Here is a 24,280-nt window from a genome sequence, read left to right as displayed (position 1 = left end):
ATGTTTGAACTCATAATCTGTAGGTATATGACTACGTTGTGTAAAGGGAATTTTCAATATATCACCGCTGACTGCATCATAATGATACGAAACTTCTTCTCTCGTATATGATGATTATAAATCACATTGGACAAAAGGCAATCATTAAATTTGAAATAAAATGTACAAGTATACACCAAAAGAAAGAAATTTTCACCCTAGAATAAACAAATTTCTGAAGGGTGCGTCATAGACTTTTACAAGGCTCCATATCAAGGAACATGATTTTGGATGAAGGGGAGGTGAACTCCATTCCTCTTGTCGTTCGCTCAACCGTTAACGCTACAGGAGCAATCACTTTTACGGGCAATACCCTTGGTCTAAGTCGTTCAGATACGGCAGGGGTACCTGGAACGCAAGACAGTATCGGAGGTTTTACGACAACGAATGCGGGTGTGCAATACGGAACATATCCTCTTGGGACTACGAGTGCATACCAGAGCAACAGTTCCGCAGCCATTCTGAATCTTCCTGCTGGCAGTACAATCTTGTACGCAGAATTAATCTGGGGAGGAAGCTATATTAATGGCACGGTCAATCTCAGTGCAGCCATTAATAACCCTGTAACCTTTACTACTCCGGCGGGGACTTTTAGCATTACTCCCGATCCACTTACGTACAATCAATTCGATCTAGGAAATAATGCTGCGGGGTACGTACGTTCAGCGAATGTAACCACATTAGTCGCAAATGGTGGGGCAGGTACATACATCACGGGGGCTGTCGTAGGCACGATTGTCATTACAAACGATGCTACAGCAAATCACGCGGGTTGGACACTAGGGGTTATTTACCAGAACGGAAATCTTCCGTTTCGAAACATGTCTCTTCGGGCTGGTGGTGTGCTTGTACAATCCACTTCGGCGCCAGTAGTCACCACACTGACTGGGTTTGCTACGCCACTATCCGGTACGCTTGGGGGCAGGGCTTTATTCAGTGCACAGGAGGGAGATGCCAACCGAACCGGAGACCAGGCGCTCTTTGGCCCGACATCAGCGACTTCGGTTGCTTTATCTGGCCCGAACAATCTGGCAGCGAATTTTTTTGCGTCTCAAATTAACGGGGATACCGGAGCACTGAACACAACAGGTACGTTTGGCACACGTAACCAAGTGAATGGAGCTCCTGGTTCCAACATCGTTGGTGGACGCCAAGGCTGGGATATTACGAATGTAGACGTCTCGGCTCGGTTGATAAATAACCAGTCCTCAGCGGTACTGACGCTCACCACTTCGGGAGATGCCTACATCGTTAATGCCAATGCCATACAGGTTGATATCAATGCACCCCGAATTACAGTTGCTAAGGCTTCCGTCGCCACCGGAGCTGTAGCAGGGGATAGCATCCTGTATACAGTAACGATTAGTAACGGAGGTACAGCTAGTGCCGCTAGTGTGGTGCTTTCGGATACATTGCCACCGGGTCTCACCTTTATTCCAGGCAGTGTCACTGTGGCAGGAGTATCTAGGCCAACGCTGGATGTGACAACGGGTATACCTCTGGGCTCATTGAATCTATCTAGTAGTATTGTCGTCACATATCGCGCATTAATCGGACCCGATGCTAATATTTTGCAACTAGTCAATTCTGCTAGTGCGGCCTTTACTTTTCAGAGTGTAGCAGGTGGTTCGGTCATCACGGGTGTAATTCCGTCCAACAGCTCTGTATTACCGGTATATTCTCCTAACCTGTCTATTGTGAAATCAGCGAGTACTACCAATGCTACGGTTGGGGATCAAGTGACCTACACTCTTCAAGTTAACAATGGAGGCAATGTAGCGGCAAACGTGACCCTCACGGATAACATTCCTGCAGGCAGCTCTTATGTTGCAGGCAGCTTTCGTGTGAATGGCAATGTGGTGGCAGGAGCCAACCCGGCGACAGGTGTGAATCTTGGAAGCCTTGCAGCAGGAAGTGTAACGACAGTAACCTTTCAGGTGCTTGTAACGAATCTGCCTTCGCCCCCAACACTGGTGGATCAAGCTACGGCTACCTATACCTTTAATTCGCCTGACGGACGAACGATTAACGGTTCAGTGGCATCGAACATTTTATCTATTCCTGTTACGTTACCAAATGTTGTCGTGGTCAAATCAGCAACGATTACGGACGTTGCCGTTGGCGAAACATTTACGTATTCCATCGTTACATCGAATGGTGGCATTCAGGCGATCAACAATGTCGTACTTACGGACATTCTTCCCGCTGGCACAGCATTTGTACCTGGCAGTGTGGTCGTTAGAGGAACGAATGTACCTGCTGCCAATCCAGGCAGTGGCATATCTCTTGGCACACTGGCAGCCGGCACTTCAGCTACAGTTACGTTTCAGGTTAATGTGCAGTCCCTACCTGTGTCGGGATCACTAGGTAACCAGGCAGTCGTGTCGTATAGTTCCGGTGCGTTCTCAGGGATTTCGAACTCCAATTCAATAAGTACACCTGTATTTCAACCTGTAATATCAATCAATAAGTCGGCTAGCGCAACAAATGCAACGTTGGGTGACCAGATTGGATATACGTTGGTTGTTAGAAATACAGGGAATCTAAGTGCTCAAGTGAATGTAACAGATACGATTCCGGCAGGTCTTACCTTTATTGCTGGATCTGTAACCGTGAATGGCTCGGCTCGACCAGGAACGAGTCCAGTAACAGGAATTTCATTGGGAACTCTTGCGCCAGGAGGGATCTCGACGGTTGTTTTTCAAACAACATTGAGCTCGATTCCTTCACCACCGACCTTGCAGAATCAGGCAACAGCCAGTTACACGTATCTACTGCCAAGTGGTCGGAGTCTATCGGGAAGCGCAGCGTCTAACCAAGTTCAGATTGCGGCTTCTGCTCCCAATGTCACCATCACCAAAACCGTGAATGCGCCTGATGTTACAGTGGGGGAAATTCTAACCTATACGGTGGTTGTTACAAATGCAGGCATCGCTGCTGTACAAAATGTCATCGTCTCGGATGCCCCATCCACAGGCCTAGAATTTGTGTCAGGCAGTGTAACCATTAACGGGACTGCTGCGAGATCCGCAAGTCCAATTGCAGGGATTTCGATAGGCACATTAGGTAGCTCCAGCAGTAGCTCTAACAGTGCAACCATCACGTATCAGGCAAGAGTTACAGCGGTACCCACCACAGGTTCTGTTAGCAACCGAGCGGGAGCTGCATTTACAACCGGAAGTTTTAATGGCGTATCTTCTTCCGTTGTTGTCACGACTCCCGTATTTCAACCGATCATACAATTGGTGAAATCCGCGAGTACAACAAATCTGACGGTTGGAGATTCGTTTAACTATACAATCCAAGTTAATAACAGGGGTAATATCGCTGCAGTAGTGACGATAAACGACCCTGTACCCGCCGGTGCAGTATTTAACACCAACAGTGTCATCATTAACGGTGCTCCAGCCCCAGGCGTAAGTCCGAATACCGGAATTAATATAGGGCAAGTCCCAGCCGGGGGCAGCGCTACGGTAACCTTTGTTGCCACCGTAACAAGTCTGCCAAGTTCAAGGCAATTAACGAACCAGTCAGGAGCGGTATACAACTTTACTCTCCCAAGCGGAAGAGTCATTACAGCTACTTCCTCCTCCAACACAGTTACTGTTCCGGTATCTCTTCCCAATGTAACGGTTGTAAACAGCGATAATCTAGACTATGCCGTATCTGGCGATACCGTTATTTATACGTCAGTCATTCGTAACAATGGAACGGTTGCTGTCAACAATGTTGTATTTAACAACCCACTTCCAGCGAATACCCCGTTTGTACCCGGAAGCGTCATTGTGAACGGGGTTTCATTCCCGCTCTCCAATCCGTCAGCCGGTATTCCAATCGGTACTCTAGCTCCAGGAGCGGAAGCTACCGTAACTTTTGAGGTGAGGATTACTATGCCGGTTCCTTCGCAGATTAGCAATCAGTCTACGGTTAGCTTTACATCAGGTACATTCTCGGGATCATCAACGTCCAACACAACAGTGACCCCGGTTATACAACCGCAGATCTCGCTTGTGAAAACGGCTAACACAGTCAATGCAACTGTAGGGGATACGATTGTCTACACAGTAACTGTAAGTAACGCGGGAAATCTTGAAGCCATCGTCACGTTAACGGACGCAATTCCTGCGGTGACTACCTTTGTACCCAATAGCGTCGTTGTCGCTGGAGTACCGCAACCCGGAGCTTCACCTGTAACGGGAATTCCGGTAGGTAATGTAGCTGCGGGAGTAACAGCTACTGTAACGTTTGCTGTTATACTGTCTTCCTTGCCAACACCTCAACAGCTGAGCAATTTTGCTACAGCATCATTTACATTCACTCCGCCCGATGGACGGACATTAACCGGCTCAGCCACTTCTAACACACTTACATTCCCTGTGTCTGCTCCGAATGTGGCTGTGGTCAAAAGTACAGTATCTACAGCAGCAGCAGTTAACGATATAGTAACGTACTCTATTCTCGTCACGAATAGTGGTATTGCACCTGTAAGTAATATTCAGTTTTCTGATCCCATTCCTGCCGGTGCAACCTTTGTTGCAGGAAGTGTTACAGTCAATGGTGTTGTCCAACCGGCGGCTAATCCGGCAGGAGGAGTAGCGCTTGGCACACTGGCACCAGGAGCGAGTGCTACAGTTACCTTCAATATTAGAGTCAATGAAATTCCACCAGGAGGACAGTTAAGCAATCGATCGACAGTAAGTTTCACCTCAGGTGCATTCTCAGGTACGACCTTCTCCAATACGGTAGTGACACCTGTATTCCAGCCCATTCTGTCTGCCGTTTTAACCGCAAGTACACAGAATGCAACGGTAGGAGACACAGTCAGTTATACGGTAACGGTGAGCAATCAGGGGAATTACGGTGCTCAGATTAACTTGTCTGCAGCATTACCTGCGGGTACAATTTTTGTTCCCAACAGCGTTATTGTGAATGGTCAGCCATTACCAGCAGCCAATCCTGCAACAGGTATTCCAGCCGGGAATGTGGCTGCAGGTGCAACAACAACGATTACGTACTCCGTTGTTATTGATAGTCTGCCAACGCCACAGCAATTGGTTAATCAGGCTACTGTAGCACTATCCTTCACACTTCCAGATGGAAGAAACATTACAGGCTCGATTCAGTCCAATGTTGTCACGATTCCTGTGTCTGCTCCAGATATCGCTGTAGTTAAATCAACAACGTCTACGGCGGTCTCCGTTGGCGATACGGTAACCTATAGCATTGCTGTGCGGAATAACGGAATTGCGAGTGTTAGCAATGTCATATTTACAGATGCAATCCCGGCCAGTACAGCACTGGTAGCAAATAGTGTCTTTGTAGATGGGGTGCTACGTCCCGGAGCTAATCCATCAACTGGACTTTCACTGGGTTCTATTGCACCAGGCGCAACAGTAACCGTTGTGTTTAGCATAAGAGTGACGGCTCTTCCAGCGAGCGCGGTACTCAACAATCAATCGACTGTCAGCTTCACTTCGGGAGCTTTTTCTGCAACCACCTTCTCGAATACAGTAACAACGCCGGTATATCAGCCTATTTTGACTGCGGTCAAAACAGGAGATCAGGCTCTTGCTACCGTTGGGGATACCGTCGTGTACAGCATCGCCATCTCCAACGCTGGAAACTATGGAGCAACGGTGACGCTTACCGATACGATTCCTGCTGGCACCGAATTGGTTCCAAACAGTGTCATCATTAATGGAGCAAGTGCGCCAGGCGCTGATCCTGCATCGGGTATTCCTTTAGGCGTCATTTCTACAACAACGATAGTAATGTTTTCGGTTGTCATCGTAACATTGCCACTCAGTCAGTCGATTGTTAACCAAGCTTCTGCAACGTTTTCATATACGTTACCTGACGGTAGAACGCTTGGAGGAAGTTTGACGTCTAATACACTTGCGATTCAGGTATCCGCTCCTGATGTTACGGTTGTCAAAACAACACCTGCGACTGACGCTGTAGTGGGGGATACCATTGTTTATGAGATGGTCATAACGAACAACGGAATAGACCCCGTCAACAATGTGTTATTAACAGACCCTATTAGTCCAGCTGTAACCTTTATTACAGGGAGTGTGTTAGTAGACGGCGTTGTTAGGGCATCGGCAAACCCTGCGTTAGGTATAGCTATAGGCACGCTCGCACCAGGTGCTTCTGCTGCGGTGTCTTATACCGTACGAGTTAATACATTACCTACACCACCTCAGGTGAGTAGCCAGTCTTATGTAAGCTTCACATCTGGAGTTTTCTCTGGTGCTTCATATTCCAATACAGTCGTTACGCCAATCTATCAACCGATTGTTGCTGTGACCAAAACTGCCAGTACTTCAAATGCCACAATTGGTGATACCATTATTTATTCTTTCTCCTTAACCAATACAGGAAATCTCCCTGTCCAGTTAACATTGACCGACTCTATCCCAGATGGAACAGTATTGCTGCCGAACAGTGTGCTGATCGATGGTGTGCCACAACCTGGAGCTGATCCCAATACAGGTATTGTCGTAGGTACGTTGTCTCCTGGTGCATCTGTTAATGTGACGGTTACCCTTGGCGTAACGGTCGATTCGTTACCACAGAATCAACAACTTATTAACCAAGCTGTTGCTGACTTCACGTATAGCCCGCCAGATGGCCGCCAATTAACGGGAAGTGTTGTGTCTAATGTTCTTGTCATCCCTGTGTCAGCGCCGAATGTCGTAGTTGTCAAGAGTACGAGTGCGATTGATGCAGTGGTAGGAGATGTGATCACGTATACCATTGTTGTAACTAACAGCGGTATTGAAGTTGTTAACAACGTCGTGATGGTCGATCCCGTGCCAGCAGGAAGTGTCTTTGTACCAGGTAGCGTAACCGTGGATGGAGCAGCGCGTCCAACTGCGAATCCGAATACCGGAATTACACTGGGATCCATTGCTGCAGGTGCTTCGGTTACGATTACATTTAGGGTTGAGGTTGTGGTGATATGAGTTCGACTTCCGATTCGTGGTCACATTGGCTGCAGAATCAATCCATGGTTCGATTCAATTCAGGTACAACTGAACAGGAGCAGGTAGCCTATTCTAATACGGTCGTTACACCGTGGGTAGGACCAAGACTTGAAGTTCGTAAACAGTGCAGTGCGACAGTGGCAACATTGGGTCAGTCCTTGATCTATCTCATTGAAATTATCAATTCAGGCAATTGCACGGCTACGGTCTATGTATCGGATTCATTATCCGCAGATACCTCTCTGTTGCCAAATAGCGTACTTCGTGATGGGATTCCGTTGCCTGGCTCATCCCCAGCACAAGGGTTGCCACCGAGTGAGATTGCGCCCGGAGCGAGGTTGCGGTTTCATTTTCAAGTCATGATTATCCGCTTACCCGAAAGCTTGAAGCTGCTCAATCAGGCTCTTGTTCGTTATGAGTTTGTGACATCAGAAGGGAGAACGTACAGGGGGGAGGAGCGTTCGAACACGGTGGAGGTCAGTCTTGTCTCCCCTCGTCTTGAGATTGCTCTGCAAGCAGACCATGTTCAGACTTTTCCAGGTGACATTGTAACGTATAACATCATTGTACGTAATCCTGGTTTTGTAACGGCGACAGATGCCCAAGTGACGGTCGTGTTGCCTTCAGGAGTTCAGTTTATTCCTGGAAGTGTTGTTGTGAATGACATGTTCGTTCCTCAGATGACACCAGAATCGGGAATAATAATTGGGGATGTGTTGCCAGAACGTTCAATACAGATTCAATACCGCGTGCAAGTGACAGCTGCGTTGGACACAGAAGGGGTTACAAGCCAGGCTAGATTAAGTTACATCTCAGCAGGACAGAGAGAAACGATCTACTCTAATGAAGCAACACTTGAGGTCATTCAGCCTCGTATCTCCATTCGCAAAACGGTAAATCCTGAGGTCGCAACGGTGGAAGACACGGTGTGTTATGACATTACGGTTGCGAACGAGAGCCGTTACGCCGTAGATGCAACAATGCTGGATGTGCTACCCAACGGAGTGCGATTTGTGGAAGGAAGTCTTGGGTGGAATGGAGTCAAAAGGCCAGGTGCTGATCCGAGTCGTGGATTCAACCTTGGAACACTGACTGCCCGCTCTACTATGCATATTCAGTTCGAGGCACAACTTATGGAGATGGATCAAGTGAATCCTCAGCAGCTTGAAATCGTGAATAAGGCACGTCTGCTCTACACGTTTCGATTGCCAGATTCGCGAAATGTGCAGCGAACCGTGATATCAAATGAGGCAACGATTCAATTGAAGGTTCCTATAATCACAGTCTATGTGGAGGTAGCTCCGACACTTGTAGAAGCAGAGGGAGAGGTAGTCTTCCATGTTCGAGTTGCCAATCACGGCAGTTGGCCTGCGCGTGTACAATTAACGAATATACTGCCACCGGGAGCTAGATGGGTTGGGCGTGCTCATGGAGAGCTGCAAATAAATATCCCCGAATACGCTACACCACGAAATCTACATTTAGGGGATGTGGAGCCAGGCGAGGAGAAGGATATTTCGTATGTTGTTCAAATTACCTCCGATGGAGATATAACGAAGCAGCAAGGTACCCTAACCGCGAATTATTCTTATGAATGGAGAGGTCAGCGCAGAGTTGGGAAGTCCCTTTCGAATGAGTATACAATTATTGTGGAAGAAAGAGATGAGTAGTACGAGCGAGGTTCGCAATCCATTTTTGCATGATTTTGAGTCATAGGCTTGTTTCCAGAACTTGTTCGATATTTAGACCTTCGAATCTTCTCCAAAACAGTACACGAGCGTAAATGAATGGTATACTAATTGAATATGCCTGCAGTTACCCTGCGGATCGGGATATCGGATTAGTTGTAGAGGAGGCCCTATTTTGGCAAAAGCAAAAGTAGCAAAGCGACCCACGCGGGATGAATTTGAACTTGAGGAGCTGGGCAATCAACTCGTTGAAGCCTACCATGAGCGTTCAGAAGTATTGTTGACGGTGTGGGGGAAGGAAGAGCAGGTTCAAGGCGTTATTGTAAAGCTTGATTCACGTACTCGGCTGGTGCATGTAGAGCATACCGAAGAGGATTTTACGGCTAAGGTTCCTTTCTTGGATATAATGCGTGTAGATTCACCCAGATATTATTAAAATAGCCCATTATTTAAAATTGAGTATATTCGCCTAGTCAAAACCATCCATCCTGCATAAGATAACCCATACCTGTTGCAGAGGAGGTACGGTCAATGAGCGAAGTATTAGGCGGAGACACAAGAGGCTACGGATACGGAGGTTTCACTTCTGTAGGTGCCATTCTGGTTCTGTTCATCCTGTTGGTTATCATCTCCAAAGCGTTCTTGGTATAATTGCATAAAGGAACGAAAGTAAGCTCTGCCGCCGAGGCAGAGCTTTTTTATACTTCACTTATTCGATTGCCTTTCGATTACGACTAACCAGCCCATAGAGAATGACGATCACTACCGGATATAACACCGCCCAGCCAGCAAAAGGAAAAATAATCGCTGTAGCGATGAAGGAAATCCAGCTTATGATGACTCCAGTGCGATTACCTTTGAGCAATCGGATCCCCGCTGCACAACCTCCTAGATAGGTTAGGATGAAGGTTGCGTTCGGGAGCTGGATCAGTGTCGTTAAAGAAACAAGTCCCGAGCTATAGATACTGAGAACAAGGATAAAGCAGATGGCGAGAAAACCAAGTGCTGCAATCGGTGTATGGAAACGACCGGATAGACGTGTCAACCATTGTGGTGCAGCGCCTTGTCTTGCCAGTGCAAAGGCTACGCGAGAAGCAGCACCTGTATAGGCGATGACTGTCGCTGTACAGATAAATACACCTGTTAGACCTGCGATGAGACTTCCCCAGGAGCCAAGCGCTTGGCTAATAATCCAAACAAGGGAAACATCTGCTCCGCCATGCAGATAACTTTGGGTACCTACTGTGGCAAGAGCCGTTAGGAAATAGAGTATTCCAACAATAACGGCGGCAATGGTCACACCTTTGATTGCGGCTTTTCGGGGATCGGTAAATTCCTCAGAGAGATGAGAAACAGCCTCCCAACCGATGAAGCACCAGAATAATATAGCTCCGGCTTGTCCTACACTCATCCATCCATGAGGCATAAAGGGCTCGTAATGACTGGATTCCAGATGAGGCACGGCAAGAATAAAGGTCATGATAAGTACCGCAATGATTGCGATGACAACGCCGATTTGAACTTTGCCTGCGAGCTGCATCCCGACAATATTGATGAGTAGCCCTGCCGTCAACATGGTCGCTGCAATGGCAATACGAGCACCTTCTCCCAAACCAAGCGCCGCTGTCATATATCCTGCACCGGTTAATGAAGCAACTGGAGCGCCGATGGGTACTGACATGAGGAAGAACCAGCCGACCATTGCTCCTGCTCTTGGGCCAAAAGCAAGTGTAACAAAATGGGATACGCCACCTGCGTTCGGGTAACGAGCGGAGAGCAGACCCATGGACAAAGCGAGTGGAAGGATGAGCAGTACCATACCTCCCCAGGCTAAGAGTGATGCAGGCCCGGCCAGCTCGGCAGCAAGACCAGGAACGATTAGGACACCCGAGCCGAGGACTGCACTTACATAGAGTGCAACAGCTTGTGGCATGCCAATCGTTTTTTTGAGCTCGTTTGATGATTGCATAAGAGAGATGTACCTGCTTTCTAGATGAGAATAATGAACATATAACTATGACATTATATAGGAGAAACCATCGTTAAGTCATTGGCGAATTTTGTAGAAAAACGATGTTAGTCCCATGCACAATATGGTAAGATAGGAACATCCCTAGAGAAAGTAAGAGGTGTATTCACAATGAGTAAAGAACTGACAGAAGCGCTGAATGAACAGATGAACTTTGAGTTTTATTCAGCTCATGTATATCTTGCAATGGCAGCATATTGTTCCAGCAAAAGTCTAGATGGTTTTGCTAACTTCTTCATCGTACAAGCAGAAGAGGAACGTTTTCATGGTATGAAAATTTACAAATTCTTGAATGATCGTGGACAACGTGCGACACTTGCTGCACTGCCTGAGCCAAAAAATGAGTATTCTTCCATGTTGGATGTGTTCGAACATGGTTATGCCCATGAACAACAAAATACGAAAAAATTCTACAATCTGGCAGATATTGCATTGAATGAGCGTGAACACGCAACAATGTATTTCCTGAAGTGGTTCATTGACGAGCAGGTGGAAGAAGAGGCGTTGTTTGATAATATCATTCAAAAGCTTCGTCGCATCGAGAAAGACAGCAATGCGTTCTATATGCTAGATGCTGAATTTGCTAAACGCTCATTTACAGCTCCAGCAGAGTAATAGGTTCGATGGATTCGGCTCAAGTGATGTGAGAAATGTTTGAGATATTTGAGCCTGATCGCACATAGATCTACATACAAGAAGCCTGCGCTATGCAGGCTTCTTTGCGTTGTACCCTGAATTAATTTTACTGAGTCTATCAAATGGGTCAAATTAGGTTAATATGATAATATGTAAGTATTTATTTATCCTGCAGGGCATTATTCAACTCAAATCTATCATTTTCGTTTTATTTTTTCGGTTAATCTGACAAAAGTGTAACTCGACCGTAGCATTTAAAGCGAGATTGATAGGCATCTTTCTTGATAGAATTGGTGTTAATCGCCAAGGGATGCAGTGAGAGAAATTTCGACACCCGGGGAAATACAAGACACAAGGGAGACTTCAATTTATGTTACATATTCGCAGATCATGGATCACCGCACTTGCTATTTTACTTATTATTCCATTACTTTTACCACAGGCGGTTTCTGCCAAGGCTTCTTCCAAGGATAACGGAGCTAAGGCTAACAGCAAAATCATATATCTGACCTTTGACGATGGGCCAACTGCACATACAGGTCAGCTTTTAGATATTTTGGATCAATATCATGCCAAAGCCACGTTCTTCATGTTGGGACCTCACATGGAAACATACCCCAAAGCGACCAAACGTATCGTTGCTGACGGACACGGCTTAGGTCTTCATGGTGTAACACATGTTCCGGGCAAATTTTACAAAACACCGTATACTGCATTGAAAGAAATGCAACAAGCCAACGTTAGTTTGAATAAAGTAGCTGGTGTCAAAACAAGTTTGGTACGTACACCCTATGGCAGTAAGCCATATATGAAAGCTCCTTATCGGAACGTAATGCTTGCACAAGGTGGATTTCATATGTGGGATTGGAATGTAGACTCGGAGGATTGGAAATACAAGAAAGATCATCAGAGAGTATACAACAGTGTAATGAAGCAGATTCATAATGTGCAAAAAAGTGGAACAACTCCAATTGTGCTGATGCACGATCAGGAGGCGACTTTGAAAGTGTTACCGAAAGTGTTGAAAACACTGAAATCAGAGGGTTATCAATTCGAAGTGTTGAACAAAAGCGTGCAGCCAGTGAACTTCTGGAATGACAAACGATAAGACATACTAACCATTAAGAAATGACATTCACCAACGGATTAGAGGAGGAACACAACATGAGAAAACAAAAACGATGGGTCATTATTCCTGTTACGACAGCAGTTCTTCTTGCGCTTGCAGGATGCGGAGGTCAAGACACCAATACATCAGCAGCAGAGCAGACACCTTCGACAACCGCTGGGGAACAAATAGGCTCAGCAAATAACAGCACGGACCCGGCGGCTAGTCAAGGAAATGCGGGGGGAGCAACGAGTAACAATTCTACTTCTAGTGGAGATGCTTCTACTACATCTGATACAGAGACATCAGGAACGAAGACTGGAAGTGCAGGGACTTCACAGCATGAAGCTAGCATTAGCGATGTAGTTAAGGAAGTGCGTTCTCAGTCAAAAATGAAGAACGTTGTCTTGCCAACGGCATTCAATTTAGAAAAAGGCAAACACTTGGGAGCTTATATTGAGACCAATACAGCTAATCATTTTCAAGTGAACTTTTATGCTACCGATAAAGCTCTGCCAGTGAATGATCCATCACTTTCCTCCAGCGGAGGTTTAACATCACTGGCATCCTTCGAAGTCAAGAATGACAAGGATCCAGATTCCACGGGGATCTTCCCTGAAACGGATCTGAACAACATTCCACAGGAGATGACCGTTGATCTGGGTCACGGTATTAAGGGCATGGTTGAAGGTGCAGCAGGGAGCCAATACCTGACGTGGATGGAAGGTAGATGGACACTACAGATCCGCTCTGTATCAGAGGATAACATGAACAATCCGGGCATTGCGAAGAAGATGGTGGAGTATCTGGAGTCGCATACCTTACCAGCACCGAAAGACAAGGGATTCGTTAGCGTAAATTACCCGAGTGGCGGGAAATCGGTGAATGTCGTTATTTCATGGGAGAACGGTCAGCAGATTCAGCAATTGAAGACTTCTTTGGTACCTAATGAAGCACTTGGCATTGTGGCCTCTGTGAAATAAAGTCTGTTGCTCTAGTATCCTAAGGGGCGTGCATTCGATTTAATCGGATGGCTAAAGATCAAATAAAAAAGCTTGGCAGGCATCATGGGACTGATTCCCATCTCCTGACCAAGCTTTTATTTTGTTTTTAATGGGTTGAAGCGGTGCTTTCATTTAAACCAGCCCTTTTCTTTGGAGCGAGTAATGGCTTCAATACGGTTGCTTGCATTGAGTTTGTTGAGAATAATGGAGATATAGTTGCGAACCGTCCCTGTAGTTATAAATAAATGACCTGCAATTTCCTTGGTGTTCTTCCCATCAGCCATTAGACCAAGGACAGCATGCTCACGTTCAGTGAGTGGATTTTCTTCTACATAGGCTTCGTCCACTAAATCCGGTGCAAAGATTCGTCGTCCGTTCATCACTTGGCGGATGGCTTCAGCCAGCTCCTCAATTGGACTATCTTTCAATAGATAACCACGAACGCCACCTTTCAAAGCCCGCTCAAAGTAGCCGGTTCGTGCAAACGTAGTCAGAATAATAACTTTGCAGTTCAAACCTTTCATTTCTTCAGCGGCCTCCAGACCGCTTTTGACAGGCATTTCGATATCCATCAGGCAGATATCCGGTTTCAGCTCTTGAACAAGGCCAAGGGCTTCCTGACCATTACCTGCTTGTCCGACGACTTCCATATCCTCCTCCAGATTGAGCAGGGAAGATAAGGCGCCTAACATCATGCGCTGATCTTCGGCAATTACGATTCGGATCATTACTCTTCCTCCTTTATCGGTTTGCGAACCAGTTTAGGTACTTGAATGGCAATTCGCGTTCCTTCGATGTCGTCTCCAGAATGAATATCCAGACATCCATTGACGAATTCCAAGCGTTCTTTCATTCCCAAAATGCCGGTACCGCGCCGATCCTGTTTACGTGTTCGTTCTATACCTACGCCATTATCCTGAACCGTCAGAATATTGGCAGAAGGTGTTTCCTGAAGTCGGATGATGCATTCTGTTGCTTGACTATGCTTAACCACATTCGTAACAGCTTCCTTCAGACACATGCCCAGCACATTTTCGTTAAGCTGAGAGGTATCCTGCAATTTAGGATTGCCTTCCAATACAAACTCAATGGAGGCAGCCTTGAGAATTTGTTCGGCTCGGAATAATTCGTCTACTAATTGGGTGCCACGCATCGTTGTAACCATCTCACGTACTTCCTTGAGAGCTGTGCTTGCCGTCTGTCTCAGATCATTCAGTTCAATTTCAGCTTGATCTGGATTCATGCGAAGCAGCCGTTTCGCCAAATCGGTTTTGAGACCGATTAGGGAGAGCTTTTGCCCAAGGGTATCATGCAGATCACGTGCGATCCGTTGGCGTTCTTCCATTTTGACCAGATCATCCAGACGTTTATTGGCATTCTCCAATTGGCCTTCCAGTTGTTCACGTTTATTTTTGTTATACGTACTTACCGGAAGAAGGATAGAGGCCATGAGACAGATGAAGACAAACGGGAATTGACTAAGCAGCAATGAGCTCTGATTGATAAAGCCGTAGTTAATCGTGAGAAAACTGGTTCCTAGATTCACCGAATATAGTGTAACGAATCCTGCTTTATTTTTAATATTTCCAATAAAGAAAGCAAGGAACAGAGAGAAGTAAGCATAGTCATAGGCAATGGTCATCGTAATGGAGATGGCAATTAGAAATCCGATCCACATGTAGACCTGCCAGCCCTTGGTGATGAAGGCGAGTAGGTAGCAAACAAAGAACACTAGGATGATGACAATGCCAGTAACCAAAGTCCACAATTTAGAATATTGGGAAATATAATAGAATGGTAGAATGAAGAAAACAAGCCATACATAGGGGTTTAATCCTGTATTTTTATAAAAGAGTTGCGACCACTTCTGAATGAAATTCTCCTCCTTGGAACTATAGGGACTGCTCAAACTCAATGATTATTTGAACAACGTCTATAGTGTACTCAAACTTAGCCTGACTGTAGCACGACTTCGGTCTGAATACAAGAAAACGAATCTGACAGAGTTAAGGCTTCTCTGTCAGACCCGCTTGGTTAGTTACACGAATCGGTGGTTGAACATAAGGCTTGCGGGGAAGGCTCTTGATCTGTCTGAAACTAATAAATTGTTTAGAATCTTCATCCCACAGGCGGAAACGCAAAGCAGCTAGACTTGAACGCAGGGTAATCGTCGTCGCTTTTTGCAAAGGTGGTGTTGAATTATGTGCCTCTTCAAGGTAATAGTTCGGGACACGAGGACTCAGATGATGCACATGGTGGAAACCGATGTTGCCACTGATCCATTGAAGCAATTTGGGCAGCTTGTAGTATGAGCTTCCTTCGACAGCAGCTTTGACATAACTCCACTCATCTTCATGCTCGAAGTATGTTTCTTCAAACTGATGTTGCACGTAGAACAACCAGATACCGAAGAAACCAGAGAAGAAGAAAACAGGTGTCTGCACCAGAACAAAAGCTTGCCAGCCAATCAACCAACACATGAATGCATAAAGACCAATGATCAGTACAGTTGTAAGGTGTGTATTGATGCGTTCTTTGCGTCTTGCTGCCTTACGATTAAATCGGTAAGCAACGAGGAACACATAGAAGGGACCAATGCCGAACATCACTAGTGGGTTACGATAAACACGATAGAACAGGCGAACCCAAGGGGAAGCAGCTTGATATTCCTCCACGGTCATAATCCATATATCTCCTACACCGCGCTTATCCAGATTACTGCTGGTAGCGTGATGAATGGCGTGCTCGTTCTTCCATTGCAGATAAGGTGTCAGGGTCAATACACCAGTAATCGTTCCCAAAATGTCATTGGCGCGTTTACTCTTAAAGAATGAACCATGGCAGCAGTCATGGAAAATGATAAACGTCCGGAGTACAAATCCCGAAGCTACAAGAGCGATCGGTAATGTCAGCCAGTAGGATACAGATAAGCTATAGTATGCTGCAGCCCACAGCAATAATAATGGGATCAACGTATTCATCATTTGTTGGATACTTAATTTGAGATTGTTTTTTTCATAAGGGGTGACTTCTTTTTTTAACGCCATTTCTTTCGTTCTGCTCATTAGCGAATGTCCTCCTTCAATCATTACAACTTATCGAGCACGAACTCGAACTTTAAGTTGCAACTCTCGGTTCCCTGTTAGATTCTGTTTGGGAAGCGTTTTTATTATTGTAAGAGAATCAGTTCGTGACGGTAAGTCATAAACGTCATGTGTCATAATGATAAATATCAAGGATCAACCATGACATTTATCATATACAGATACGCTGAAAACACGATGTATTGGGCGGAAGTAAGCACGATTTGTAAATCCTTTGTACAATTTGTGCAACAGTTTGTATTTTGTATACAAATTTTGGCGGTGACATGGTAGAATCTATTTTGGAGTAAATCATGACAACTTATGAGATTGGAAGTATAGGTTGAATTTTTGATGGATTGGATGGAGTGCATGATGAAAAAGAGAATAACGGATATTTTATTTATTATGGCTGGTGCATTTCTGTTTGCGCTGGCTGTTAACCTGTTTGTCATCCCCAATGATCTGGCTGAGGGCGGCGTAACAGGGATTACAATTATTTTGTATTATCTCTTTGAGTGGTCACCTGGCTTAATGAACTTACTACTTAATGGGGTATTATTAATTGTTGGTTATAAATTTCTGGATAGAACAACGACGATATATACGATTGTTGCCGTCGTATTTAACTCATTATTCCTACATTTAACAGAGAGCTGGACGATTGATTCACATGAGCTCTGGATTAATACGATTTTTGGTGGACTATTTGCCGGTCTAGGGATTGGATTAATTGTAAGAGTAGGAGGAACTACAGCAGGTACTGTAATATTAGCTCGTCTAGCTAATAAGTACTTGGACTGGAATATCAGTTACGGGTTATTATTCTTCGATCTAATTGTAGCGTTCTCGTCTTTCTTCATTATAGGACCACAAGGATTGATGTGCACGATCGTAATGCTCTTTGTAGGTACCAAAACGATGGAGTTTATTATTGAAGGTTTGAATCCGAAAAAAGCAGTCACGATTATATCGACCAAGCAGGATGCAATTGCGAAGCAAGTGATTGAGAAGATGGATCGTGGGGTTACCGTGTTGTCCGGCCATGGTTATTATACGAAAAACCCAAAAGAAATCTTGTACATTGTCATTAGCAAACAAGAGGTATCCATGTTGAAGAAAATCGTGCGTGCAGAGGACGAGATCGCTTTTATTACGATTCACGATGTACGTGACGTATTTGGTGAAGGGTTTATTGAATTGTCTAAGTCATAATAGGATAAATATGAAAAATATAAGAGCTGTGGTGACTATACACCGCAGCTTTTGCTATGCATAAAGTGAAATAAATAGTATAAAATCTCAGACTAAATACCTAACAAAACGCTGTACACACCCCAATCTCGATGCTATATTGAATACAATTAGTTAATAAACTTAACTAACTATGATAAGGGGGGGGTTCAAGTCGCTGGTACACCGCAATACATACGCAATCTGAACGAGAATCTGATTATTGATGCACTGATTGCTCATGGGATGTTGTCTAGAGCGGATATCAGCCGGCAGACCGGACTGAGTAAACCTACGGTATCGTCGGCAGTTGAACATCTAATTGCACGAAATCTCGTGTTGGAAACGGGAAGAGCGGATAATGCACAAGGACGCAAAGCCACGCTCATTCGTTTCAATGAACAAGCCTATTACATCTGCGGGGTTGATATTGGAGCTAGTCGAATTCGTATCGCTCTATCCAACCTGAATGGTGAACTCTTAGATTACCAAACCTATCCAATGTCTGTTCAGCAGTCAGAGTCTGGGCAAGGGGAACGCATACTCCAGACTCTTCGGAAACATTTGGATGAACTATTGAGACAGAATCATCTGAACTGGGACGAGATTCAATGTATAGGATTTGGTATTCCTGGTGTTGTCCTGCCTGGCTCAGGGGAGATCAGTCGAATTGTGGCTCCTCTAGCTGGGCTGGAACAAGCGTTGTCTCTAGAATCTCTATCTGCCGCTTTTCCCTGTGAAGTGATCTTGGATAATGACGTCAATCTAGCTGCGCTAGGAGAATACAGAGATGGGTCAGCATCTGATTCAGAACTATTTGTGTTTATTTCCCTTGGCGTGGGTACTGGTGCTGGCATTATGGTGAATGGTCAATTGCTGCGTGGCATGAGAGGGCTAACTGGAGAAGTAGCCGAGATGATGCAGGAGGGTCGAAGACTAGAGGACGTGCTGTCTGCTGGTGGTTTGATAGAGATGGCGGCCAATCTACTAAATGAAGCTCAGCTTCAGCATAACGACTCAAGAATCCTAGAGCTACGTAGCCAGCTGACTCCCGAGAAACTGTTTGAAGCTGCGCGTCTTGGTAACAGCTATGCAGTGGAGATTATCAGAAAGTACTGTCACATGCTGGCATTAGCGTTGCGAAATATCAGCGTGCTTCTTGCGCCACATTTAATTGTGCTTGGTGGAGGCATCGGAGGTAATGGAGATGTGTTGTTGCCTTACCTAGAAGAGATGATTAACAAACCATATCCTGCACAACCTGAACTAATCTGCTCCAAGCTTGGTGAACGGGCAGTTGTGACTGGAGCAGTGCATATCGCTTTGCAGCAAACGATGCTAAGGCTTCAACAAGAGACTGCAGAATGATTGACTGACAACAAGGATGAGAGGTAGGGACAGAGAATGAATATTTTTGACGGTAATACCCAAGGAAATAGACTCGAAGAACCTCTTCGCGCAACAGAGAGAGTACGTTCTCTTGATCAAACGGATGTATTAGATCGTTGGATCATAGGGATTGATATTGGTGGTACAAAAACATTGATGTTATTGTCATCGGAGAAACCGGGCAGTGAAGTACGGGAGCGGAAGGTTCCAACCTGTGCAACAGAGCAACCGGACGTGTTTTTCAAGTGGTTATTTGATGAAGTAGCAAAATTCTGTAGGGATAGTGGAATTGGAATAGAGCTGGTATCTGGAATAGGGATGGGTTTTCCTGGCGTTATCCTTGATGATGAAGGGATTCTGCGCAGTGCGCCAGCTTTCCAGTGGACAGAGCAAGATATTAGACCTGTGATTGCTGCATATTTTGCAGGCGAAGTTTATCTTGATAACGATGTGAACATGGCAGCTATGGGTGAATATGATCGCGGTGCAGCTCAGGGGCATCGACATTGTGTAATGGTGACGGTGGGGACAGGAATCGGTTCGGCGCTTATTCTTAACGGACAATTATATAGTGGACAAGACGGAGCTGCAGGAGAAATTGGACATTTTATTGTTGGAGACGAAGGAATTGATCGTCAGTACAAGGCATCTTCAGATACATTTGGTGCATTCGAGCTGAATACGTCAGGCACAGGCATTACGCAACAGGCAAGGCGTTATTTTACAGATGGACCTGGCAATACACACTCGTTACTTCATAGCCTTGCTGATGGAGACATAAGCCAGATTGAAGCTCGGCATGTGTTCAAAGCTGCTGAAGCGGGCGATGTTGCCGCTCTTGAGATTCTGGAGGTGCCATTACAATATATGGCGAGAGGGCTGGCTAATATCGTCGCATTACTTAATCCATCTATTATTGTTGTTGGCGGCGGTGTAGCTGCTTCGAATCCTGATTATTACCTAAATGAGGTTCGCAGTCGTCTAAGTCGATATACCGCGCTGGCTACAAAAATCGTTGTCGCTGAACTTGGCAATACGGCAGGAGCCAATGGTGCATTGGCAGCCATCCGTTTGAAAGTGCTACAGCGATAATGGATGAATCTACTAAATATGGATCGTAATGTTATTCTGTCATTGGAGTGGTCAGATAAACGTTCTTATATTGAACTTATATAGAAAGAGATGCCATTACAGGATTAAAGGATGGAGATCCGGATGAGAAGACATATGAAGGCATACAGAGAAAGAGAAAAAGCCGATTCCAATGAAGCAAGGCATGTATTATTGAAGCTGCAAGGTCTGTATTTGTTTATGGGGCTTGCTGGAGGGATATTTAATCCTTATATTAATCCTATTTTGGTTGCACAAGGCTTCTCTAGTAAAGAGACCGGATTTATTATGGCGTTCGGTACACTTATATCCATAATCCTCCAACCGATATGGGGGATTATGGTAGATAAGTTTAAAAAAACTCGCTTTGTATTAGTGCTAAGTTTGCTTGTTCCTGCGTTGTTAGCATATTTCTACAATATAGAAGTGTACATTATATTAATATTGATTTATACTTTATGCACTATATTTCAAGTGACTCAGATCCCTGTAGCTGACTCTTATGCAGTTACTGCGGCTAAGGCAGCCAATACTTCCTATGGTATGATTCGATTGTTTGGAAGTTTAGGTACAGGGCTTGGAGGATTCGCAGCCGGGATATATCTGTCCCAATTCTCCATTCATATGTTGTGGCTGCCTTTTCTAGTATTTAACGTGCTAAGTGCCGTTATGGCCAGCACACTTCCCCGGCAAACCAGTATTTCTTCTTCCTCGGTGACCTTCTCCGTAGGATTAGCAAGATTGTTGCGTAACCGAACATTCCTTCTATTTTTAATCGGCTGTTTCCTAGTGAATCAAACGTTAACGGCGTTTAACTCTTTCTTTGTCATTTCATTTCAAATGGCAGGCGGCTCTGTAGCGATGACAGGTACAGCACTGCTTCTGGCCTCTATAACGAATGTGCCCTCGATGCTCGTTGCTGCATTCATTCTCCGCAAATGGGGACATGAACGAACCATGCTTTTGGCTGCAGGCGCGTATATGCTTCGTTGGGGTATTCAATGGCTCTGGCCAACACCCGAAGTGATGATCGGCATTCAGGTTTTACATGGGCTATCTTTTGGATTCTTTTATATCGCAGCCGTTGAATATGTAGCTTCTGTTACAGGACGGGAAATGCAAGCGACGGGTCAAAGTTTATTTAATATGGTATTTGCAGGACTTGGTGGCATTGTAGGTAATATGTTAAATGGTTATTTATTGGATTCAGGTGGGCCTTCGCTCATGTATTTGGCTTGTACAATCAGCGCAGCGCTGGGAGCATTTATTTTGTTAATCGTTAGCAGGCAGGCAAGGACTCAGCAATCGTTGAACTGATGTAGAGGAAGAGAGCCCAACAATGGAGCAAAACCAACGGTTAGAAGCATGATCTACTTTTGTATTTAGAGCATGAAGTGGAAGGAGAGGATGCGTTTGAAAATACATCTGAAGCGGAACTGGTATTCTAAATGGTTATATTCGTATTTTCCTATTTTTTTGCTGACCATCTCCGTCTTAATTTTTCTCTCCTTCCTGATCGTTAATGAGCTCTCGCGCAACGAAACCAAAAAAGCCGATCTGATCTCAACCCGCTATATTGTGGATACATTGGAACGTCAACTTGGGGATATTGAACTTCGTTTACTTGAGGATATCGGCTCGAATAAACTATATAGTCGTTTTCTGGAAGCTGGACAAGGGCAACTATCAACTCAATATATTTACGACGCCGCAAGTGGACTAGCCAAAATGATGGATCAGCAGGATATGATTCAATCCATTTATCTATATCGCACATCTGATTCTCAGATTTTGACCGCAAGAGGTTTGGTTCGTGTGGAGGACTTCGAAGATCGTGCATATATCGAGCAATCGTTGAACAGCCGCCAAAATCTAAGCTGGAATCTGCCCCGAGATTATAAAGAACGTTCGTTTGATACGCCAACCCAGGTCATTAGCATGAATAAGTGGTTACCTCTGCCTTGGGGTGGTGAAGGTTTACTCGTTATTTCAGTGAAAATGTATGCCGTAGAGCGTCAGATTGAAACCATGACGAATGATAAATTATCTTTTATTCAGTTAAAAGATCCTAGTGAGCGCATCATCTATAAGACTCATTCAACAGATGGCTCTGTCGGTGACGTTTTGAATCGAGTTTCATCTGACAATCTTGGCTTGGTCTTTGAGAGTGGTATTCAATCTGGGCAATTGTATGCTTGGGTATCCTTAATCTCTTATGTGTGGATTGGCATCGGTGTGTTCACCATAGTTGGCTCTGTCGCTGGGATCATCTACATTACTCGCCGTAACTATAAACCTATTCAATTGATGATGAATCGTATTCAGGCATTGCAACCACGCGCAGAAGAAGATGAGGCGGCGCCTTCGGTCAAGGATGAATTGGCTCTGATTGATCGGGCATTGGAACATCTTATAGCTCAGACGGTGGATTATGAGAAACAGCATCATGAAAATCTGCTCATACATCGCAGGCAACTTCTCGTTGATCTGATGGAAGGCGAGCGAATGGATTCATTTCGCCAGAGGTTACGTCATCTGGGGCCACTTGATGAACGATTCATGGAACCAGCGAGCGTTGCCGTATTGATTGCCGAAATGAATAGCGAGGATCTGTCGTCGAATCAGAGCATATTGAAGCTCGCTATTATGAATGTCGTGGAGGAGTTGGTTCACAACGAGTCCAATTTAGGTGCGTGGGCAGAATGGTTTGGCAATCGTAGACTCGTTGTGGTCATTACCTCGGATGAAAGTGAAGGGTTAGACCGTGAGATGTTGATGGAGCTGGCGAAACAGCTGCATATGTGGATTGCGGAACACTTTCGCATTCGATTCACCTTTGGAATTGGGCGTACTGTTGCGGGATGGTCGCAGATTACGCAATCTTATGCGAGCGCGGATGCTGGTTTGCAACATCGACTTACTTTAGGGAAGGATGCAATCGTGTTAAGTGAGCAATTGCCAGATCGTGCGGAACTGCAATCCTACAAGTATTTGCAAATGCAGGCCGACATTGTTCGGGAATTCAGATTAACCGGTGATGGTTGGCGGGCAAAATTAGACGAAATGTTTATTGCCTTTAGTGAAGATCAAACCAAAGATAATGAGATTCGTATGATGATTCAAGCTCTGATTCAGATGTTATCCCGTGAATTTGGCGATTGGTCTGAACGATTACAGGGGCAGTTTAATGAGGAAGTCCTAAATACGCTGCGTAGTGATATTCAACAGGCTGATACGTTAGTTCATATCCGAGAAGTTTTACTAGGTTGGCTGAAAGAGCTTTATCGTAACTACGTGTCTGTGCATGAGACGAAAAGCCATCGAGCGATGATCAACGAGCTTCGAACCTATATTGAAGAACATTTTGATGATCCTGATCTGTCGCTTAAACATCTTAGTGATCGTTTTCAAATTTCCGGTAAGTATGCAAGTTATCTGTTCAAAGAAGAATTTGATATGAAATTTGTTGATTTTCTAATGAAGTTGAGAGTTGAAAAGGCATGTCGACTGTTAACTGCGTCTGATACAACCATTCAGGACATTGCTCAGCAAGTGGGATACGCAAATGCCATCTCATTCGGGAGAGTTTTCAAACGTATTACAGGGGTTACGCCTGGAGATTACCGCAAGCAGCATGGCAAACATGAAGATTAAGGCCTCTCAAACCTATGTTACCAATTCATTTACAAGATCATATACAAGAACAATTACAGAGGTTAAATTACAACGCAGTAAGAATTACTGGCAAAGCATATTTTAAGAACGGAGACCACGGTCATAGGTGGTCTTTTTTTGTCTAGATAAATGCAATTGTTCTAAACCGAATATGACGAAGGTAGAAAATATCAGGGATATATATAACATTTATATGTCATTAAATTGTATTATAAAGTAACATATACATTACAATAAACTCTAGAAAATTGTATAAACACAGGATTTCAGTTTATTTTCAGCGTAAATGAACATTTT

Annotated in this window: 16 protein-coding genes; 12 read left to right on the top strand and 4 right to left on the bottom strand. The window is 44.8% G+C overall.

The annotated features are described in order from the left end of the window. Nucleotides 1-281: 281 nt before the first annotated feature. The 4 genes from M3636_RS10020 (at nt 282) to M3636_RS10005 (ending at nt 9,367) form a co-directional block, all read left to right on the top strand. Nucleotides 282-7,007, top strand: a complete 6,726-nt coding sequence (locus M3636_RS10020) for a DUF7507 domain-containing protein (protein WP_251382336.1) — start codon at nt 282-284, stop codon at nt 7,005-7,007. Then, on the top strand, nt 7,004-8,698 hold the full coding sequence (locus M3636_RS10015; protein WP_251382334.1) for a DUF11 domain-containing protein: 1,695 nt from the start codon (nt 7,004-7,006) through the stop codon (nt 8,696-8,698). The genes M3636_RS10020 and M3636_RS10015 overlap by 4 nt, the downstream gene beginning before the upstream one ends. A gap of 193 nt (nt 8,699-8,891) precedes the next feature. Beyond that, the gene (locus M3636_RS10010; protein ID WP_128102472.1) at nt 8,892-9,152 is read left to right on the top strand and encodes a YolD-like family protein; all 261 of its coding nucleotides are present in this window, start codon (nt 8,892-8,894) and stop codon (nt 9,150-9,152) included. 95 nt (nt 9,153-9,247) lie between these two features. Continuing rightward, a complete protein-coding gene (locus M3636_RS10005) occupies nt 9,248-9,367 on the top strand; it encodes a hypothetical protein (RefSeq protein ID WP_056692350.1) in 120 nt (39 codons plus the stop codon). A 58-nt stretch (nt 9,368-9,425) separates the two neighbouring features. Here the strand turns inward: M3636_RS10005 and M3636_RS10000 are convergent, their stop codons facing one another. Next, the gene (locus tag M3636_RS10000) at nt 9,426-10,685 is read right to left on the bottom strand and encodes an amino acid permease (protein WP_251382333.1); all 1,260 of its coding nucleotides are present in this window, start codon (nt 10,683-10,685) and stop codon (nt 9,426-9,428) included. A 171-nt stretch (nt 10,686-10,856) separates the two neighbouring features. Here M3636_RS10000 and M3636_RS09995 point away from each other — a divergent pair, with 171 nt between their 5' ends. The 3 genes from M3636_RS09995 (at nt 10,857) to M3636_RS09985 (ending at nt 13,472) form a co-directional block, all read left to right on the top strand. Further along, nucleotides 10,857-11,360 (top strand): ferritin, encoded by a 504-nt coding sequence (locus tag M3636_RS09995; protein WP_056692344.1) that lies wholly within the window; start codon nt 10,857-10,859, stop codon nt 11,358-11,360. A 391-nt stretch (nt 11,361-11,751) separates the two neighbouring features. After that, entirely contained in the window at nt 11,752-12,489 is a 738-nt protein-coding gene (locus M3636_RS09990) for a polysaccharide deacetylase family protein (RefSeq protein WP_128102471.1), read from the top strand. Between the two features lie 56 nt (nt 12,490-12,545). Then, a complete protein-coding gene (locus tag M3636_RS09985; protein WP_128102470.1) occupies nt 12,546-13,472 on the top strand; it encodes a hypothetical protein in 927 nt (308 codons plus the stop codon). Between the two features lie 149 nt (nt 13,473-13,621). Here the strand turns inward: M3636_RS09985 and M3636_RS09980 are convergent, their stop codons facing one another. The 3 genes from M3636_RS09980 to desA form a co-directional block, all read right to left on the bottom strand. Further along, nucleotides 13,622-14,221: a response regulator transcription factor gene (locus M3636_RS09980; protein WP_128102469.1), complete on the bottom strand. Its 600-nt coding sequence runs from the start codon at nt 14,219-14,221 to the stop codon at nt 13,622-13,624. Beyond that, nucleotides 14,221-15,366, bottom strand: coding sequence for a sensor histidine kinase (locus M3636_RS09975; protein ID WP_128104498.1), 1,146 nt, complete (start codon nt 15,364-15,366; stop codon nt 14,221-14,223). The genes M3636_RS09980 and M3636_RS09975 overlap by 1 nt, the downstream gene beginning before the upstream one ends. Before the next feature lie 133 nt (nt 15,367-15,499). Beyond that, nucleotides 15,500-16,558: a Delta(5) desaturase DesA gene (gene desA / locus M3636_RS09970; RefSeq protein WP_128102468.1), complete on the bottom strand. Its 1,059-nt coding sequence runs from the start codon at nt 16,556-16,558 to the stop codon at nt 15,500-15,502. A 393-nt stretch (nt 16,559-16,951) separates the two neighbouring features. On the opposite strand from desA, the gene M3636_RS09965 reads away from it, so the two are divergent. From M3636_RS09965 to M3636_RS09945, 5 genes are all read left to right on the top strand, one after another. After that, on the top strand, nt 16,952-17,791 hold the full coding sequence (locus tag M3636_RS09965; protein WP_128104497.1) for a YitT family protein: 840 nt from the start codon (nt 16,952-16,954) through the stop codon (nt 17,789-17,791). A gap of 156 nt (nt 17,792-17,947) precedes the next feature. Beyond that, nucleotides 17,948-19,177, top strand: a complete 1,230-nt coding sequence (locus M3636_RS09960) for an ROK family transcriptional regulator (RefSeq protein ID WP_353056289.1) — start codon at nt 17,948-17,950, stop codon at nt 19,175-19,177. A gap of 36 nt (nt 19,178-19,213) precedes the next feature. Beyond that, the gene (locus tag M3636_RS09955; RefSeq protein ID WP_251382330.1) at nt 19,214-20,290 is read left to right on the top strand and encodes an ROK family protein; all 1,077 of its coding nucleotides are present in this window, start codon (nt 19,214-19,216) and stop codon (nt 20,288-20,290) included. A gap of 123 nt (nt 20,291-20,413) precedes the next feature. Then, nucleotides 20,414-21,625: an MFS transporter gene (locus tag M3636_RS09950; RefSeq protein ID WP_251382328.1), complete on the top strand. Its 1,212-nt coding sequence runs from the start codon at nt 20,414-20,416 to the stop codon at nt 21,623-21,625. 96 nt (nt 21,626-21,721) lie between these two features. Next, nucleotides 21,722-23,962 (top strand): helix-turn-helix domain-containing protein, encoded by a 2,241-nt coding sequence (locus M3636_RS09945; RefSeq protein ID WP_251382326.1) that lies wholly within the window; start codon nt 21,722-21,724, stop codon nt 23,960-23,962. Nucleotides 23,963-24,280 lie beyond the last annotated feature (318 nt).

It is taken from the genome of Paenibacillus sp. MER 99-2, from assembly GCF_023714095.1.
GTDB lineage: Bacteria > Bacillota > Bacilli > Paenibacillales > Paenibacillaceae > Paenibacillus.
Note: the sequence above shows the minus strand (reverse complement) of the source record. Positions and strands in the feature narration are given on the sequence as shown.

Bases quoted from the DNA above. Each gene is read 5' to 3' on its own strand.
- M3636_RS10015 (WP_251382334.1), top strand. From the start codon at position 7,004: ATGAGTTCGACTTCCGATTCGTGGTCACATTGGCTGCAGAATCAATCC.
- M3636_RS10005 (WP_056692350.1), top strand. From the start codon at position 9,248: ATGAGCGAAGTATTAGGCGGAGACACAAGAGGCTACGGATACGGAGGT.
- M3636_RS10000 (WP_251382333.1), bottom strand. From the start codon at position 10,685: ATGCAATCATCAAACGAGCTCAAAAAAACGATTGGCATGCCACAAGCT.
- M3636_RS09995 (WP_056692344.1), top strand. From the start codon at position 10,857: ATGAGTAAAGAACTGACAGAAGCGCTGAATGAACAGATGAACTTTGAG.
- M3636_RS09990 (WP_128102471.1), top strand. From the start codon at position 11,752: ATGTTACATATTCGCAGATCATGGATCACCGCACTTGCTATTTTACTT.
- M3636_RS09985 (WP_128102470.1), top strand. From the start codon at position 12,546: ATGAGAAAACAAAAACGATGGGTCATTATTCCTGTTACGACAGCAGTT.
- M3636_RS09980 (WP_128102469.1), bottom strand. From the start codon at position 14,221: ATGATCCGAATCGTAATTGCCGAAGATCAGCGCATGATGTTAGGCGCC.
- desA (WP_128102468.1), bottom strand. From the start codon at position 16,558: ATGAGCAGAACGAAAGAAATGGCGTTAAAAAAAGAAGTCACCCCTTAT.
- M3636_RS09965 (WP_128104497.1), top strand. From the start codon at position 16,952: ATGAAAAAGAGAATAACGGATATTTTATTTATTATGGCTGGTGCATTT.
- M3636_RS09955 (WP_251382330.1), top strand. From the start codon at position 19,214: ATGAATATTTTTGACGGTAATACCCAAGGAAATAGACTCGAAGAACCT.
- M3636_RS09950 (WP_251382328.1), top strand. From the start codon at position 20,414: ATGAGAAGACATATGAAGGCATACAGAGAAAGAGAAAAAGCCGATTCC.